Annotated in this window: 21 protein-coding genes and 1 pseudogene; 15 read left to right on the forward strand and 7 right to left on the reverse strand. The window is 47.1% G+C overall.

What is annotated here, in order from left to right:
• Positions 1 to 201: 201 nt before the first annotated feature.
• Positions 202 to 441 (forward strand): annotated as a pseudogene (locus tag MC24_RS05110) (hypothetical protein); the annotation flags it as partial.
• Here the strand turns inward: MC24_RS05110 and MC24_RS05115 are convergent.
• The gene (locus MC24_RS05115) at positions 432 to 1,289 is read right to left on the reverse strand and encodes an aldo/keto reductase (protein WP_008195317.1); all 858 of its coding nucleotides are present in this window, start codon (positions 1,287 to 1,289) and stop codon (positions 432 to 434) included. The pseudogene MC24_RS05110 and the gene MC24_RS05115 overlap by 10 nt on opposite strands.
• Positions 1,290 to 1,401: 112 nt before the next feature.
• Here MC24_RS05115 and MC24_RS05120 point away from each other — a divergent pair, with 112 nt between their 5' ends.
• Positions 1,402 to 2,070, forward strand: coding sequence for a ribonuclease H1 domain-containing protein (locus MC24_RS05120; protein ID WP_038053131.1), 669 nt, complete (start codon positions 1,402 to 1,404; stop codon positions 2,068 to 2,070).
• Entirely contained in the window at positions 2,067 to 2,222 is a 156-nt protein-coding gene (locus MC24_RS05125) for a hypothetical protein (protein WP_008195324.1), read from the forward strand. Before MC24_RS05120 ends, MC24_RS05125 begins: the two co-directional genes overlap by 4 nt.
• 7 nt (positions 2,223 to 2,229) lie before the next feature.
• Here MC24_RS05125 and MC24_RS05130 read toward each other — a convergent pair whose 3' ends face one another.
• Both MC24_RS05130 and MC24_RS05135 read right to left on the reverse strand, forming a co-directional pair.
• Positions 2,230 to 2,961 carry an MBL fold metallo-hydrolase gene (locus MC24_RS05130; RefSeq protein WP_008195326.1) on the reverse strand — a complete coding sequence of 244 codons (732 nt, stop codon included), beginning with the start codon at positions 2,959 to 2,961 and terminating at the stop codon, positions 2,230 to 2,232.
• Positions 2,958 to 5,042, reverse strand: a complete 2,085-nt coding sequence (locus MC24_RS05135) for an efflux RND transporter permease subunit (RefSeq protein ID WP_008195327.1) — start codon at positions 5,040 to 5,042, stop codon at positions 2,958 to 2,960. Before MC24_RS05135 ends, MC24_RS05130 begins: the two co-directional genes overlap by 4 nt.
• Positions 5,043 to 5,093: 51 nt before the next feature.
• On the opposite strand from MC24_RS05135, the gene MC24_RS05140 reads away from it, so the two are divergent.
• The 10 genes from MC24_RS05140 to MC24_RS09820 all read left to right on the forward strand — a co-directional run bounded on the left by MC24_RS05140 (position 5,094) and on the right by MC24_RS09820 (position 9,043).
• Positions 5,094 to 5,717, forward strand: a complete 624-nt coding sequence (locus MC24_RS05140) for a class I SAM-dependent methyltransferase (RefSeq protein ID WP_038053134.1) — start codon at positions 5,094 to 5,096, stop codon at positions 5,715 to 5,717.
• A gap of 77 nt (positions 5,718 to 5,794) precedes the next feature.
• Positions 5,795 to 6,646 carry an ATP-binding protein gene (locus tag MC24_RS05145; protein WP_004079932.1) on the forward strand — a complete coding sequence of 284 codons (852 nt, stop codon included), beginning with the start codon at positions 5,795 to 5,797 and terminating at the stop codon, positions 6,644 to 6,646.
• Positions 6,643 to 6,840 carry a nucleotide-binding protein gene (locus MC24_RS09800; RefSeq protein ID WP_235280303.1) on the forward strand — a complete coding sequence of 66 codons (198 nt, stop codon included), beginning with the start codon at positions 6,643 to 6,645 and terminating at the stop codon, positions 6,838 to 6,840. Before MC24_RS05145 ends, MC24_RS09800 begins: the two co-directional genes overlap by 4 nt.
• 18 nt (positions 6,841 to 6,858) lie before the next feature.
• The gene (locus MC24_RS09805) at positions 6,859 to 7,059 is read left to right on the forward strand and encodes a 4Fe-4S binding protein (RefSeq protein ID WP_327146590.1); all 201 of its coding nucleotides are present in this window, start codon (positions 6,859 to 6,861) and stop codon (positions 7,057 to 7,059) included.
• Entirely contained in the window at positions 6,968 to 7,492 is a 525-nt protein-coding gene (locus MC24_RS09810) for a nucleotide-binding protein (RefSeq protein ID WP_235280305.1), read from the forward strand. The genes MC24_RS09805 and MC24_RS09810 overlap by 92 nt, the downstream gene beginning before the upstream one ends.
• A gap of 37 nt (positions 7,493 to 7,529) precedes the next feature.
• Positions 7,530 to 7,826, forward strand: coding sequence for a NifB/NifX family molybdenum-iron cluster-binding protein (locus MC24_RS05155; RefSeq protein WP_235280306.1), 297 nt, complete (start codon positions 7,530 to 7,532; stop codon positions 7,824 to 7,826).
• Between the two features lie 59 nt (positions 7,827 to 7,885).
• Positions 7,886 to 8,125 carry a DUF362 domain-containing protein gene (locus tag MC24_RS05160; RefSeq protein ID WP_038053137.1) on the forward strand — a complete coding sequence of 80 codons (240 nt, stop codon included), beginning with the start codon at positions 7,886 to 7,888 and terminating at the stop codon, positions 8,123 to 8,125.
• The gene (locus MC24_RS09815; RefSeq protein WP_235280307.1) at positions 8,115 to 8,396 is read left to right on the forward strand and encodes a hypothetical protein; all 282 of its coding nucleotides are present in this window, start codon (positions 8,115 to 8,117) and stop codon (positions 8,394 to 8,396) included. The genes MC24_RS05160 and MC24_RS09815 overlap by 11 nt, the downstream gene beginning before the upstream one ends.
• Positions 8,397 to 8,401: 5 nt before the next feature.
• On the forward strand, positions 8,402 to 8,608 hold the full coding sequence (locus MC24_RS10005; RefSeq protein WP_327146592.1) for a hypothetical protein: 207 nt from the start codon (positions 8,402 to 8,404) through the stop codon (positions 8,606 to 8,608).
• A 33-nt stretch (positions 8,609 to 8,641) separates the two neighbouring features.
• Positions 8,642 to 9,043: a hypothetical protein gene (locus MC24_RS09820; protein WP_235280308.1), complete on the forward strand. Its 402-nt coding sequence runs from the start codon at positions 8,642 to 8,644 to the stop codon at positions 9,041 to 9,043.
• On the opposite strand, the gene MC24_RS05170 is transcribed toward MC24_RS09820, so the two are convergent.
• Positions 9,030 to 9,377, reverse strand: coding sequence for a cupin domain-containing protein (locus MC24_RS05170; protein WP_038053140.1), 348 nt, complete (start codon positions 9,375 to 9,377; stop codon positions 9,030 to 9,032). The two genes, MC24_RS09820 and MC24_RS05170, sit on opposite strands and share 14 nt — an antisense overlap.
• Positions 9,358 to 9,849, reverse strand: a complete 492-nt coding sequence (locus MC24_RS05175) for a flavodoxin family protein (protein WP_052125268.1) — start codon at positions 9,847 to 9,849, stop codon at positions 9,358 to 9,360. The genes MC24_RS05170 and MC24_RS05175 overlap by 20 nt, the downstream gene beginning before the upstream one ends.
• A 193-nt stretch (positions 9,850 to 10,042) precedes the next feature.
• Between MC24_RS05175 and metE the strand changes: the two genes are divergently transcribed.
• Entirely contained in the window at positions 10,043 to 12,247 is a 2,205-nt protein-coding gene (metE, locus tag MC24_RS05180; RefSeq protein ID WP_038053142.1) for a 5-methyltetrahydropteroyltriglutamate--homocysteine S-methyltransferase, read from the forward strand.
• Positions 12,248 to 12,398: 151 nt separating this feature from the next.
• On the opposite strand, the gene bglT is transcribed toward metE, so the two are convergent.
• The gene (bglT, locus tag MC24_RS05185) at positions 12,399 to 13,646 is read right to left on the reverse strand and encodes a 6-phospho-beta-glucosidase BglT (RefSeq protein WP_038053143.1); all 1,248 of its coding nucleotides are present in this window, start codon (positions 13,644 to 13,646) and stop codon (positions 12,399 to 12,401) included.
• Positions 13,631 to 14,602 (reverse strand): N-acetylglucosamine kinase, encoded by a 972-nt coding sequence (locus MC24_RS05190; RefSeq protein ID WP_038053145.1) that lies wholly within the window; start codon positions 14,600 to 14,602, stop codon positions 13,631 to 13,633. The genes bglT and MC24_RS05190 overlap by 16 nt, the downstream gene beginning before the upstream one ends.
• Before the next feature lie 46 nt (positions 14,603 to 14,648).
• Between MC24_RS05190 and MC24_RS05195 the strand changes: the two genes are divergently transcribed.
• Complete coding sequence (locus MC24_RS05195; RefSeq protein WP_038053148.1) at positions 14,649 to 15,026, forward strand: hypothetical protein; 378 nt, start codon at positions 14,649 to 14,651, stop codon at positions 15,024 to 15,026.
• Positions 15,027 to 15,028 lie beyond the last annotated feature (2 nt).

The raw sequence follows: 15,028 nt of genomic DNA on the forward strand, positions 1-15,028 counted from the left end.
TAATAGTTTTGGAGGGAAAGGATTGAAAAGTCATCGACTTTTGAAAGCACCATTTCAGCATGGATTTCTTTTCTCACGGCCACTTGTTACATACTGCTTCAAAACGTGCCATGACGCATCCTGGAAACATTACATAAGATTTCTGAAATACCGTCATGAAAAGCTTTATGAGGAGGCTCTCTCAGAAATAGATAGCGCAATTTGAAATACATCGAGATGAAAGAGTCCGACAGAAAACTCCTTGACAGATTTCTGAGGAATTATGGAAGGTACGATGGAGTGAGGTTTGGGATCAGGCTAAAGGGGCCGGATGTGGTGAGAGAGTTTGCAAGTAGGCACTCTCTCAAGGTCCAGCCCCTGTTCGTTGCCTTCTGGTGCGAAGAAGACGGCAGAGCAAGAAGAAGACTGGTGAGGATATTACACTGGATGACTCAAGAGTGATCGAGTGGGAAAACGGGTGTCAGTTCCTGCGCTTTTTCTTTCAGTATCTGCAGTTCTTCCTCGCTGATTTTCGTTCCCTGATTTTCAACGATTTGACACATCCACCAGAGAAATTCCTGGTGACTTGGACTCACAGCTGCGGTGACGGGCAGTGATAGTGTGAAGCGAAGTGCCATGGATGCTTCTTCGAAATCATCCACAGGATGATACCAGCATTTTTCCCAGCGTTTTTCTTCTCCTTCTTCCAGACGTCTTTTTGCCAGAGCCTTTATTGCCAGAATTCCCATGTTTTTCTCCCGGGCTTTGCTGTAAAGTCTTTTGCCAAATCCTTTTCCCAGCCAGCTTGCCCAGTTCAGTGGAAAAAGCACCGTATCGAAATCGAACCTTTCCAGCATCGAAAGTGCAGCTTCCTCACTGTGAGCAGAAAAACCGATGTACCTTATCAGTCCTTCTTCTTTTGCCTTCAAAAAGGCCTCTATAGCTCCATTCGGTGAAAAGATGGCCTCCACCTCATCGAGCGTGGTCACAGCATGGAACTGATAAAGGTCAAAGTGATCCGTCTGGAGTCTCTTCAGAGATTCGTTCAATTCTTTCCAGGCACCTTCTTTTGTTCTCTCCATCGTTTTACAGGCCAGAAACACCTGGTCTCTGTAAGGCTTCAGCGCTGAGCCAAGTTTTTCCTCGGCGTCTCCGTAGGAAGGAGCAACGTCGAAGTAGTTTATGCCCCTCTCGATCGCTCTGGCAACTATCTTTTTTGCAGATTCCACGGACTCGTTCATCACAACGATTCCGCCGAATCCGACCACAGAGAGCTTTTCACCTGTTTTCCCCAGAACTCTTTTTTCCACGGAAAATCCCCCCTTCAACGACTGGGTCTATTATACATCCAGGACCTTAATTTCTCCAAATTGTATCGATTTTAAATGGACATGGTATAAATGGGTTTGAGAGGTGATGAAGTTGGCAAAAAAATACTACGCTGTGAGGAAAGGAAGGGTACCAGGAATCTATGAGTCCTGGGAAGAGGCAGAAAAACAGGTAAAGGGCTTTCCGGGAGCAGAGTACAAAAGTTTTGAGAAGATAGAGGATGCAAAGGCATATCTTGAGGGAAAAGATGAATGCACCTGCCCGGAACTTGACGAAGAGACGATGATCGCCTATGTGGATGGGAGTTATGATGTGGTCTGTGGTTCTGGAGTGGTTCTGTGCTACAGGGGAAAGAAGGAAGAGTACTACTTCTGGACGGACATCGATGAGTTCAAAGACTCAAGGAACATAGCCGGAGAGATCATGGCTGCACTTTTTGCCATGGACTGTGCTTTGAAGAAAGGAGCAAAAAGACTCATTCTCAGGCACGATCTTGAAGGGCTTGAAAAGTGGGCAACGGAAGAGTACAGAACAAAAGAGCCGGTGACGCGTGTTTACAAGTACCTTTACGAGCAGTTTTGCAGGAGCGGTCTTGAAGTGGTCTTTGAGAAGGTGAAGAGTCACTCTGGAGACTTTTGCAACGATGAGGCTGACAGGCTGGCAAAAGAAGCAGCGAAAAAAAGATCAAACGTTGAGTGGACTTTGAAGGATTTTGAGAGTACAATGAAGATACTGGATCAAAAGAGGAGATGGGCAGAATGAAAAAGATGAGTATCACGGGTGGAACGGCCCTGATAGGGCTTGGAGTTGGTTTTATTCTTTTCAAACATTCCGTGTTCTATTTCATTGCGTCTCTTTTCATAGGAATCGGTGTGGGTTTACTGATCGAGTATCTCACGAAAAGAGAAAAATAGAAATCGTTCAGACTTTCTCTGGATTGTACACCAGAACTGCCGTGCCGCATGTTGCATAGAGACCCTTGAAGTTTCCATAGGGATACGGCTCGCCCTTCAGTGACCCATCGATAACACCTTCCACAGCCTTTATGAGGTCTTCCAGATAATCTGGTCCAAAAGGTTTCAACTGTGTGCCACTCAGATGCCCATGGTAGATCTTCTCGAAACCGTCGATCTCTCTGAGTTTTTTCAGGCTTTTAAGGTACTCTCTCAGTGGAAGACATCCCGGAAGATGCATCCAGGTGTGTCCTGCCCCCACCGAATCCCCGCTGAAAAGCAGCCTGTTTTCTCTGTCCAGAAGAGCGATCGACCCTGGTGTGTGTCCCGGGACTTCGATCACCTCGAGCGTTCTTCCACCAAGATCGAAACTGTCTCCCTCTCTCACGTCCAGAAAGTTTTTGTAATCCACCTGTATTTTGAACAGTTCTATGATCTGAAGGTCCCTGTGGTTGAGATACACCTTTTCGAACTGGTTTGCCTGCATGATGTGATCCCAGTGGGCGTGGGTGAGAACAACTTCGATGGGTTTTTCCGTGATGGATCTTATGAAACCTTTCAGGTCACCTTCTCCCATACCGGTGTCTATGAGGAGGGCTTTCTCTTCTCCCACTACCAGGTACATACTGTCTCCCCTGTAGTCGGCGATGTGCCATACACCGGGCTCGAGCAAGGTGCAGGTGTACTCGTTTTTCCTCATCTTTTCACCTCCAGAAGTTTTGGCAAAACCACAAGACTCATGAAAGAGCTCACGGTCATCGTGACCCACATGATTGCGACAAGATAAGTGTGGAACGTGAAGGGTGACAGAATCAGAGCGGAAAGCCCCACAGAAAGACCAAAGGCGTTTGCCAGAATTGGTGTGGATGCGATCTTTACCGTCTTTTCCAGATCCCTGTAATATCTGAACAGCTCCGTCACATGTATGGCGTAATCTATTCCAACCCCGATCACTATTCCGGCCATGTTTGCCGTGATCAGGTTCAGAGGAATCCCAGAAAGCCCCATGAAACCAAAAAGAGACACAAGCGAGATCAGAACAGGAACGATCGCCTTTGCTGGAATGACAAAACTTCTCTGAAACAGAACAAGAAGGAGAAAGACCATGCTGACAGCAAGCACCACCGAAAGTACCTGCTGATGAACGATCGAGTCGTTCATCTCTTTTATGATGTAGGGAAGCCCCGTCACCTGAAAGCCGCTTTCTTTCACTATGTGTTCCACTTCCTCGAGAGTGTTTCTGTCGAGGTTATCCAGAAAGATGAAAGCCCTTCCTGTGCTTTCGGATAGAAAGTTGTTCGTGTACTCCTCTGGAAGAAGTCTTTTGAGTATCAGCGCCCTTGCAAGGATTTTCGGGTAACCTTCTTCTTTGAAGAGATGTTCGTTCATCTTCACAAGGATATCGTAGACGGAAAAGGCATCGTATCCTTTGCTCTTCAGTTTTTCTTCCATCGAAAGGACCTTCCGGGCAAAGTCTGGAGAGAGCAGATTCTCTGACTCGAAAACGGCATAAACGGGCAGAGCCCTTCCGAAGATCTCTTCTATCTTCTCCACGTTCTTTCTGACCCTTGTGTAGCCTTTGTAGAGTTTCAGAATGTTGAGGTCTGCCTTCAGAAGGAATGTGCCTGGAAGGAAGGCGAAAAGAACCACCAGTGTGATGATCCACGCTCGCTTTGAAAGTCTTTGAAAAAGCCGGGCCAGGCTGCTTTCCTTCTTTTTGATCTCAACATCTTCCATTCCTGACAGTATTACGGGAAGTACGATCCACGTTGAAATTCCCGCAAGACCGATTCCAGCGGCGGCGAGGAGTCCCATCTGTTTCATGGACTGAGAGTTCAAAGTGAGAAAAGAGAGAAATCCTGCCATCGTGGTGAGTGTGGTGAGGATCATCGCCCTTCCAACACTCTCGAGAGTATCTTTGATGGCGTTGAACGTATTCTCTCCCTCTTTCTTTCGTTCCAGAAAGTGCGAGACGAAGTGAAGCCCATCGGCACTTCCCATGACGATGGTGAATATGGGAACCAGAACCGTGATGATGGAAAGGTTCTGTCCCATCCATCCCATCACGTAGCCAAGCGTCCAGAGGGCGGCGAATCCCGCCGGTATCAAAGATAAAATAGCGTACCTGAACCTTCCAAGTTGTACTCTGAAGACGTTCAGAAGAAGAACAACGGCGAGTGGAGGAAGCGTGAATATCATGAACAGAAGATAGCGAAATATCTGGTCTTCCAGATACTGTGTTCCAGAGAGGTAATGTTCATATCCTGAAAGAGCACTTTCGATTTCATCGGGATTTACACTGTTTCTGGGAAGTATCATGAAGAGGGAGTAGTATCCATCTTCCATTTTCCTCACGTTGAGGAAGTCTTTCATGTTTTCAACATAGTTTAGAAAGTCTCTGTACTGCTCTTCGGACATGTTTTTTGTCTCCACTAGCCTGAAGCCAGCGGGAAACTTCTCCGGAATGGGTGGTATGACTGTCTTTACACCTTCAACGGAGGAGAGTTTTTCCTTTATTTCAAAGATCTCATCTATTCCTTCTCTGCTCAGGGGATCGACGCTCGTCTTCACCATCACCACAAGCTGTTCTCCTGTTTTGAAGACACCGTTCATCTTCTCGTATATCTCTTTCTGACGGGATTTCTGAGGCATCAGAATGGAAAACTCAGTTGTGAAGTGAAGCCTGAAAAGCCCAAAGAGTGCTAAAATGTTCAGTACCAGCACCACAGCGAAGATCTTCTTTCTGTTTTTGAAAACAAAAGAGGTGTACTCTTCGAACAAAGGTGTCACCTCCCGTGGACTTTATTTTATCAGGAAGGACGGTGAAAAAGCATGTGGGATGTCTTTGAACACTTCGTGAACGAGTACGAGGAGTGGTTCTTAAAGCATAAATTCGCCTATCTTTCTGAACTCAAAGCGGTGAAGACTCTTCTTCCAGAGGGAAGGGGAGTGGAGATAGGGGTTGGTACAGGAAGGTTCGCTGTTCCTTTGAAGATAAAGATCAGGGTGGAACCTTCAGAGCGCATGGCAGAGATAGCAAGAAAGCGAGGCGTGTTCGTTTTGAAGGGTACAGCGGAGAACCTTCCCTTGAAGGATGAAAGCTTCGATTTCGCGTTGATGGTGACAACGATCTGCTTTGTGGATGATCCGGAAAGGGCGTTGAAAGAAGCCTATCGTATCCTCAAAAAGGGTGGGTATCTCATCGTCGGTATCGTGGACAGGGAGAGTTTTCTTGGAAGAGAATACGAAAAAAACAAAGAAAAGAGCGTTTTCTACAAAAACGCTCGATTCTTCTCAACGGAGGAACTGATGGATCTGATGAGAAAAGCGGGTTTTGAAGAATTCAAAGTCGTCCAAACTCTCTTCAAACACCCATCGGAGCTCAGTGAGATCGAACCGGTTAAGGAAGGCTACGGTGAAGGTGCTTTTGTGGTGATAAGAGGAACGAAGAAATGACTTTTCTTTGAATTTATTGAGAAATGTTCGCAATAATATATGTTTATGGTATATAATGAAACCGTGGAGGGATATGCATGACGAAGATAACTGTTCTCAGCGGAAAGGGAGGAACAGGAAAGACCACCGTTTCTGTCAACATGGCAAAAGCGCTCTCGGAAAGTTACAGGGTGCAGCTTCTCGATGCGGACGTGGAGGAACCCAACGATCACATCTTTTTCAACGTCGATGTTTCTTTCGAAGAGCCAGTCCACCTGATGATTCCGGTTGTGGACAACTCCGTGTGTATTCGATGCGGTGAGTGTGCAAGCACCTGTCAGTTTGGAGCCATATCCGTCTTTCCGAGCGGAACGTTCGTTTTCGAAAGTCTCTGTCATGGGTGCGGTGCATGTTCTATAATGTGTCCCGTCAACGCGATCTCCGAAAGGCCAAAGGAGATAGGAAAGATAAGATTTGGAACGGCCGATGGAAACATCTCGTTCGGTATGGGGATTCTGAACATCGGAGAGCGAACGGGAGTTCCCGTCATCAGGAAGTTGAAAAAGCACATCGATGAGAAAGCGGATGTTGTGATCGTTGACGCTCCTCCGGGCACGTCCTGTCCTGTCGTGGAAAGCTTGAGAAACACAGATTTCGCTCTATTGGTAACCGAGCCGACCGCTTTTGGCCTTCACGACTTGAAACTGGCAGTCGAGCTCACAAAAGAGATGGGGATACCCTCCGGTATCGTTGTCAACAGATACATTCCAGGTAACACCATCATCGAAGAGTTCGCCGATGAAGAGGGAATACCTGTTCTTCTGAAGATACCGTTCAAAAGGGAGATAGCTTCTCTCTGCGCCGAAGGAAAGCTGATTGTCGAGGCCTTCCAGGATATGAAAAAAGACTTCCTGGAGCTGTTCGAAAAGATCGAGGTGATGGTTCGATGAAGCAGATCGCTGTCGTGAGTGGAAAAGGTGGAACAGGGAAAACAACGTTCACCGCGTCTCTCGGGGTTCTTCTTGAAAATTCCCTGCTCGCAGATTGTGAGGTCGATGCATCCAACCTTTACATCCTGTTTCCTGGAGATCCTGTGGAAGAGCACGAATACTACGGTGGAAAGGAGGCCATTATAGATCAATAGAAATGTGACAGATGTGGTATTTGTGAAAAGGTGTGCAGATTCGATGCAATAATCCAGGGCGAGAAATACAGAGTTGACCAGTACGCTTGCGAAGGGTGCAACGCGTGTGTGGTTTCCTGTCCCAGAAATGTCATTACTCTGGTTCAATTTCTCTGGAAGGTATTTCTTCACCTGGTCTGGGGACAAATCCATTGTTTACGCTCGGCTGAGCCCTGGTGAAGAGGATTCTGGTGGACTCGTAGCGGAGGTTCATAAGCTCGCTTTCGAGAAAGCGGAAGAACTGAAACGAGACTATGTGATCATAGATGGGGCTCCCGGTATAGGGTGCTCTGCCACGTCGTCTATCGTCGGAGTGAACTATGTGGTTGTTGTCACTGAGCCAACCATGTCCGGACTTCACGACCTCAAGAGAATCGTGGAAACGTTGAAGTGTCTCAAGAGAGAATTTGGAATAGTGATCAACAAGTACGATATAAACTCGGTCGTGTCTCGAGAGATAGAGGATTACTGTTTGAATGAAGGGCTCGATCTACTGGGAAAAATTCCGTTCGACGAAACGGTGGTAAAGGCTTCTATGGAGTGCAAGTCGGTGATTACGTACGAAAGCAGTCCCGCGGCAGAGTCCATAAAGAAGCATAGTGAAGATAGTTGAGAAGATCATCGAGAAAATTTCTTGAGGAGGAGGCACTATGTCAAAGGTAGCGATTCCATCTGTGGGGAAGGATCTGTCTTCCATGGTGAGTGATAGATTCGCCAAGGCAGAGTATTTCATCATCTACGACACGGAGTCTGGAAACATGGAAGTTGTTGGGAACACCATCGCCGATACACATGGGACGGGTCCAGATGTTGTTCAAAGTCTTGTTTCGAAAGGAGTAGAGTATCTCATAGCCCCGAACGTCGGCAGAAACGCGTTTGAGACTTTAAAGGCAGCTGGGGTGAGGGTCTGTCGGTTCGTAAGGAGGGACGGTTCAGGAGGCACTTGACGCTTTCAGCGAAGGAAAACTCGAGGAGTTGACGACTTTCACCAGAGAGGGGTAAGGATATGCCTTGGGTGAATTCGAAGTGTGTTGGCTGTGGAAATTGTGTCAGGGTGTGTCCAGTTGAAGGTGTAATTAGAATAGAGAACGGAAAGGCCGTTATCGACAACTACAAGTGTATTCGATGTGGAAAGTGCTTCGATGCGTGCCCAGTTGGAGCCATCAGACCGAATTATGAAAATCCCGCGCTGAGAGGAATGGGAAGAGGATACGGTAGAGGGCGAGGAAAATGGGATGAGTTTTAACGGCCGTGTGTACGGAATCTTTCTCTCCAGGAGGTTCGACAGATCTCTCGGTGTCTCCTCTATTCCGTTCAAAATGTGCACATATTCGTGTGTGTACTGCCAGCTTGGAAGAACAACAAATTTCACTGTGGAGGGGCAGATGTTCTTTCCGTTGAAGGTGTTCGAGGAAGAGTTGAAAGGATTCGTGAAGAAGCACCGGGATGATTTCGACATGGTGAGCATCTTTGGAGAGGGTGTGAACCCACTCTTTACACTCCCCTCGATTCCCTGATAGGTCTGTGCAAATCGATCACCGGAAAACCCGTTGTACTCATAACGAACGGTTCGCTTTCCTGGGATGAGAAGGTCAGAAAAGAAGCGAAACTGTTGGACATAATAATGCCCACCCTCTCTGCATGGGACGAAAAGAACTTCAGGACGATCCACAGGCCCCACAAGAGTCTATCGTTTCAGAAGGTGTTCGAGGGTTTGAAAAAGTTGTGAAGAGAGTACAGCGGTGAGATCTGACTTAAAGTTATGCTGGTGAAGGGATTGAACGACTTCGCACTGGAAGAATTAAGAGAGAAGATCTCACAGATAGAGCCGGACAGGGTTTATGTGAACGTTCCTGTGAGACCTCCGGCGGAGGGATGGGTTGAACATCCAGATGAGGAAACGATAAAGAAAGCAAAAGAACTTTTCAATGCCACATCGATAGAAATTCCCGCAGCCGGTAGGTTCATCACTGCAGGAGAAGGAATCGATGCCGTCTTGAACATGACCAAACGCCATCCCACGAGCGAAGAAGAGATAAAAGATCTTTTGACTTCTCAGAGGATCGATCCTGAACCGATTATAGAAAGACTCAGATCCTGCAAAAATGTGGAAATCATCGAGTACAGCGGTCGAAGATACTACAGATACACTACAACAGAATGATCACCGCCAGAAACTCAAGGTCCGTGTCTCCTGTGTTCTCTATTGAATGAGACTCTCCAGAGTCCGTAAAGCACACATCTCCTGCTTTTATGGGAACGTCCTTTCCATTGTCGTGAAAGACGCCTTCTCCAGATAAAATGTAGTATATCTCAAACTCTCCCTCATGCTTGTGAAGACCCACAGAAGACCCCGGTGAAAGTTTCATTTTCGCAAAAAGTCTTGCTTTGTTGTGCATAATTTCCTTGGAAAGGAGATGTGTCATTTCCACTTCACCTTTTCCGCCTCGCATGCTCAACACCTTTTCCACTTTCACATCAGATGATCTGATGACCATGTTCTCCCTCCTGATTGAGTAGTGTTTTTTTTATTTCCTCTGCGAAATCTTTTGCGTCTTTTTCGATCATCTTTCTAAAGATTACCTTCTTTGCTACAACTTCGCAGCCAGAGAGTTCTTGCATCTGATCAAGGCAAACACCGTACCTTTTGATACATGTTGCAAAGAAAGCGACCTTCTTTATTTTTTCTCTGTTCTTCAGCAAATACGTTCTGATAGCGGGGGTGACTCTTCCGTTCCAGATGGGAGTTCCCACTACAACGAGATCGTACTCCGATGGATCTTTCTTAAAAATTATATCCGTTGTCTTTCCCACCGTTGCCTCGTAGCCAGCTTTCAAAAAACCGAAGATGCCTTTCCGAGGTTTTCTGTCCATTACTTCATCTATATCGGCCTTCAGAATGTCCTTTATAATCTCCGCTACTTTCTTTGTGTGACCACTTCTGGTGTAGTACACCACGAGGATTTTCATGGTGTTTCCTCCTCTTTCACCAGCGAGGAGATCGTTGAACAATCTTCTTACTTCTTAGTATATCACACATCATACACAACTTGTTTTGAATCGCTCAAATGTGTTGATATGAATTTTCCTTCCGTTAACCTTTTCCAAATACAACATATGGTAGTATTCTTTAAAAATACACAACAAATGGAGGTGGAAAGAGTTGAAGGCTTACGCGTTCGGTTTTCCGAAGATAGGAGAAAAGAGGGAATTCAAAAAGGCTCTGGAGGGTTTCTGGAAGGGAAAGATCACGGAAGAACAGCTCGAGGAAGAGATGAACAAACTCAGAGTGTACATGGTGGAAAACTACAGAAAAAACGTCGATGTAATTCCTTCAAACGAACTTTCCTACTACGACTTTGTGCTCGACACAGCGGTGATGGTGGGGGCTGTTCCAGAGAGGTTCGGTGAGTACAGGGGGCTTTCGACGTACTTCGAAATGGCACGCGGTGGAAAAGCTCTGGAAATGACCAAATTCTTCAACACCAACTATCACTACCTTGTTCCGGAAATAGAAACCGAAGAGTTCTATCTTCTCGAAAACAAACCTCTTGAAGATTATCTGTTCTTCAAATTGAAGGGAATAGAAACAGCACCGTGGGTGATAGGTCCTTTCACCTTCCTGTACCTTTCCAAAAGAAACGGCGAGTGGATCAGAAGACCAGATCAGATGGAAAAACTGCTGGAAAGTCTCGTTTCTGTTTACAAAGAAGCTTTCGGAAAACTTATGGAAAACGGCTGTAAGGAAATTCTCGTGAACGAACCCGCTTTCGTTTGCGATCTTGAAAAGGCTCACTGGGATCTGATACTGAACGTGTATCGTGAGCTTTCAGAGTTTCCGATGACCATTTTCACCTACTACGACAGCGTTTCTGACTACAAAGCGTACGTCTCTCTTCCGGTGAAAGGGCTTCATTTCGATTTCGTCTCGAACGAAGAAAATCTGAAAAATCTCGAAAGATACGGATTTCCGGATGACAAGGAGCTTGTGGCCGGTGTGACAAACGGCCGTCAGCCCTGGAGAGCGGACCTCAAAAAGGTGGCGTTACTGGTAGAAAAACTCGGTGCGAGTGCCATCTCGAATTCCTGTCCGCTCTTCCATCTTCCAGTGACTCTGGAGCTGGAAGACAATCTGTCCGATGGATTGAAAGAGAAACTCGCCTTCGCGAAAGAAAAACTCAGAGAGTTGAAAATTTTGAAAGATTTCCTTGAAGGAAGAACTTCCGATCTTCCCGATGTATCGTTTGAAGATTTTGCGGAGGATCTTCTGGTTGTTGAGAGAGTAAGAAATCTTCCAGAAGGGTCGTTCAAAAGAGAGAAAGAATACACCGAGCGCGACAGAATCCAGAAAGAAAGACTGAACCTTCCGCTCTTTCCCACAACGACCATCGGATCTTTTCCGCAGACCTCCGAAGTGAGAAAGATGAGGTCGAAGTACAGAAAGGGAGAAATTTCCAAAGAAGAATACGAAACCTTCATAAAAGAACAGATAAAAAAGGCGATAGATCTTCAGGAGGAAATGGGACTCGATGTTCTGGTGCACGGTGAGTTCGAAAGAACCGACATGGTCGAGTTCTTCGCTGAGAAATTGAACGGCATCGCCACCACTCAGAACGGTTGGGTTCTCTCTTACGGTTCGAGGTGTTATCGTCCACCCATTATATACGGCACTGTCACACGGCCAGAACCCATGACGCTCGAAGAAATCTCTTACGCTCAGTCTCTTACAGAAAAGCCCGTCAAAGGGATGCTCACAGGTCCCATCACCATCATGAGCTGGAGCTATTACAGGGAGGACATACCAGAGAGAGAAATAGCTTACCAGATAGCCCTCGCGATAAACGAAGAAGTGAAGGATCTGGAAGAGGCGGGAATAAAGATCGTACAGATCGATGAGCCCGCGTTCAGAGAAAAGGCACCTGTCAAAAAGAGCAAATGGCCTGAGTACTTTGAATGGGCGATAAACGCTTTCAACCTGGCAGCCAACGCGAGGCCAGAAACACAGATCCACGCCCACATGTGCTACTCGGATTTCAACGAGATAATCGAGTACATCCACCAGCTGGAATTCGACGTGATCAGCATTGAGGCTTCGAGGAGCAAAGGTGAGATCATCTCTGCCTTTGAGAACTTCAAAGGATGGATCAAACAGATCGGTGTTGGTGTCTGGGACATCCACTCTCCTGCTGTTCCATCCATAAGCGAAATGAGGGAGATAGTCGAAAGAGTTCTCAGGGTGCTTCCTAAGGAGCTGATCTGGATCAATCCCGACTGCGGTCTCAAGACGAGAAGCTGGGACGAAGTTATTCCATCGCTCAGAAACATGGTGGTACTTGCGAAGGAATTGAGGGAAAAATTTGAAAGTTGAGGGAGACTTGTCTTTTCACGGGAAAGTGGTATAATGGTTCCAGAAGAAGAAACGGGATAGAAAAAGTACTTGACAAATAAAAGCGATTTGTGGTATAATATAAAGTGGCCGGCAGAAATTGGGAGGGGGAAAATCCCCTCCCTGTGTTTTTTTATTCTAGCCTCACGTACTCTCTGTTCGCCTCCAGTATCTCCTCGAGAAGGTCTTTCGCGCCCTCCACATCCGGCCCGAGAGGATGGGAAAGCAAAGCCTTCAGGGCGAGTTTTTTCGATCTTTTCAGATACGCTTCTATTGTGAGTCGCTCGTACATCTTCACCGCGTGGATGAAGGAAAGAGCGAAGTGATCTCCTTTTCCCTGCGAGAGCGCGTGGACCCTGCCGGATCTCACATAACAAGGTATCTCAAGGACGTAATCATCCGGGAGGTTCTCGATCGAGCCGTTGTTTCTTGTGTTCACAATGTGTATCTTTCCTTCGTCGGTTTCGAGGTCTCTTATCAGGTGGGCCGCCGCCGTGGAGTACATGCTTCCACCGCGCTTTGTGAGTTCTTCCGGTATCTCGGTAGCGGTTCTGTACTTCTCGAAGAGTTCTTTCTCTATCTTCATCACTTCCCTTGCTCTGAGTTCGTGCGTGGAGATCTTTTTGAACATCTTTTTCTCCATCAGGTAGTACCTCAGATAGGGATTCACAAGAAGCTCCACCGAGTCGTAGAACCACGCCGGGAAGTCCTCGTCTGGTATGTTGGAGAGCTTCAGTTTCAGATTTTCAAAGACCTTTTCCGTCACGTCTTCACCTTTCACGAAAACCTTCTCTATGAAGCTCAGATGGTTGAGGCCGTAGTACTTCAAGAACACGTCTTCGAGCCTTGCTGAGAAGATCTCTGCGATCTCCCGGATGAAGTTTATGGGAACGTTGCAGAGGCCTATGAATTTTTCGTATTCGAGGTAGTTCCTCACGAACTCTGTGATGTGGCCAGATGGGTTGGTGAAGTTTATGATGGTCGCGTTCGATGTTCTTCTCACGGTATCAACGTACTCCTCTATTACGGGAAACGCCCTCAAAGCCGCTGAGAATCCCCCAACCCCTGTTGTTTCTTGACCTATGAGACCGTACTTCAGCGGAATGCCTTCGTCGTTTTCCCTGCCCTTGAGTCCACCCGGTCTGAATTGAAAGATCACGTATTTTGCGTCCACGACGGCGCCTTCGAAGGTGTCGCTGATTAGCACCTTGAACCTGTCTTTGACGAGTCTCTTCACGAAATCAACGACGATCTTCTGCTTTTCTTCGTCGATGTCGTAGAAGATCACCTCATCGATGCGAACATCCTTGGAGATGTCGAGAAGTCCTTTCACCAGTTCCGGAGTGTAGCTGCTCCCACCACCTATCACTGCGATCCGCATTTCTTCACCTCCCTGAGGTAGCTCCTCACCAGTCTGTTGTAAAGGTCCTCTGTTACTCTCAATCCGGCCCGTTCCATCGCGAACAGCACGGCACCGATCACAGGGTCATGTTCTGGTATGACGACCTCGTATTCTTTTCCGGTGGCGCTCTCTATCATTTTTATGAGAAGAGAAGGGGCGTTTTTGAAGAAGCTTCCCTCCAGGATCAGTTTGATGGGAGGTGTGAAGTCCAGCACCTTCCTGTGTGCGTCGATGATCTTTTTCACTTCAACCACGATCTCGTTGAAAATTCTGAGAGAAACAGCGTCACCCTTTTCGGCACACCTGAACAGCGTCTGATTCACTCTCCTGACCAGCTCCGAGGTGTATCCTCCTTCGTAATCGTATCTCAGAAGGTTCTCCACCGGGCCGATCGCTTTTTCCACCTCTTCGACAAGCGTCGTCCAGTCGTCTCTGCCGTCCTTTGCCCTCATCACAGCGGAGGTCACAAGAGAAGCGATGTAGTGCGAGCCGAGTCTCTCACCCAGCGAAAAAGAAAGTCCTCCTATTCTGTTCACTCTTTTGCCGTCCGAAGCGTAGGAAATGCTACCCGTTCCACAGCTCACCATGATACCCGTATCATCATAAGAGCCAGATCTCAGGGCTATCCTTCCGTCGTTGTCGAAGTCGAATCTTTTGAGATCGAGTTTTTCCAGAATCTCCCTCACGATCTTCATCTCGTAGTCGAAGTCTGCTCCCGCGTATCCGAAGAAGGCGAAATCGATCTCTTCTCTGGCCTTTCCTGACCTGTCCAGGATGCCTTCGATCACGTCTTTGAGATTCTTGACAGCATTTTCTTTTCCAACGACCTGATAGTTCGCACCTTTTCCTCTGTGAACGGCCAGAACGTTTCCCTGCTCGTCGCTGAGAACGGCCAGTGTTTTCGTTCCCCCCACATCCACTCCGAGGAAGAGCAATCCCTTCACCTCCCCATCATAGTATAATCGTTTCGGGGTGGAAAACATGAGAAAAATCATTCTCGCTCTGCTCGTGATTGTCTCCGTTCAGATGAAGGGAGACGTCTTTGTGAGTTTCTCCTACGATTTTTCACGAGGAGAAACCGTGTCGTCCGTGGGTATGGACACTGGAGAGTACACAGCGGGTGTGGAACTCTGGGATTTCTCCTCCCTCTGTTTCTTCGTCGGCGCTGTGAAGAATTTGGATCTGGGGGATTTCATGTTCACCCTTGAAACAAGGGTGGGCTTTTCTTCAAAGCCTTATCTTGCCGTCGTTAACTTCTTCTGGAAAAGGCACGAAGGAGTGAAATGGGGCTTTGGTTATTCAATAACGCTGAAGGACTCGAGCATCAGATTTCCGCTGTTTGTGAGACTGGGGTGGTGAAG

The organism is Thermotoga sp. Mc24 (assembly GCF_000784835.1).
GTDB lineage: Bacteria > Thermotogota > Thermotogae > Thermotogales > Thermotogaceae > Thermotoga.

Coding starts and splice junctions, on each gene's coding strand:
- MC24_RS05175 (WP_052125268.1), bottom strand. CDS start 9,849: ATGAAAATCCTCGTGGTGTACTACACCAGAAGTGGTCACACAAAGAAA.
- MC24_RS09800 (WP_235280303.1), top strand. CDS start 6,643: ATGAAGCAGATCGCTGTCGTGAGTGGAAAAGGTGGAACAGGGAAAACA.
- bglT (WP_038053143.1), bottom strand. CDS start 13,646: ATGCGGATCGCAGTGATAGGTGGTGGGAGCAGCTACACTCCGGAACTG.
- MC24_RS09815 (WP_235280307.1), top strand. CDS start 8,115: ATGAGTTTTAACGGCCGTGTGTACGGAATCTTTCTCTCCAGGAGGTTC.
- MC24_RS05170 (WP_038053140.1), bottom strand. CDS start 9,377: ATGGTCATCAGATCATCTGATGTGAAAGTGGAAAAGGTGTTGAGCATG.
- MC24_RS05125 (WP_008195324.1), top strand. CDS start 2,067: ATGAAAAAGATGAGTATCACGGGTGGAACGGCCCTGATAGGGCTTGGA.
- MC24_RS05195 (WP_038053148.1), top strand. CDS start 14,649: ATGAGAAAAATCATTCTCGCTCTGCTCGTGATTGTCTCCGTTCAGATG.
- MC24_RS05160 (WP_038053137.1), top strand. CDS start 7,886: ATGCCTTGGGTGAATTCGAAGTGTGTTGGCTGTGGAAATTGTGTCAGG.
- MC24_RS05130 (WP_008195326.1), bottom strand. CDS start 2,961: ATGAGGAAAAACGAGTACACCTGCACCTTGCTCGAGCCCGGTGTATGG.
- MC24_RS05155 (WP_235280306.1), top strand. CDS start 7,530: ATGTCAAAGGTAGCGATTCCATCTGTGGGGAAGGATCTGTCTTCCATG.
- MC24_RS09810 (WP_235280305.1), top strand. CDS start 6,968: ATGTCATTACTCTGGTTCAATTTCTCTGGAAGGTATTTCTTCACCTGG.
- MC24_RS05145 (WP_004079932.1), top strand. CDS start 5,795: ATGACGAAGATAACTGTTCTCAGCGGAAAGGGAGGAACAGGAAAGACC.
- MC24_RS05140 (WP_038053134.1), top strand. CDS start 5,094: ATGTGGGATGTCTTTGAACACTTCGTGAACGAGTACGAGGAGTGGTTC.
- MC24_RS09820 (WP_235280308.1), top strand. CDS start 8,642: ATGCTGGTGAAGGGATTGAACGACTTCGCACTGGAAGAATTAAGAGAG.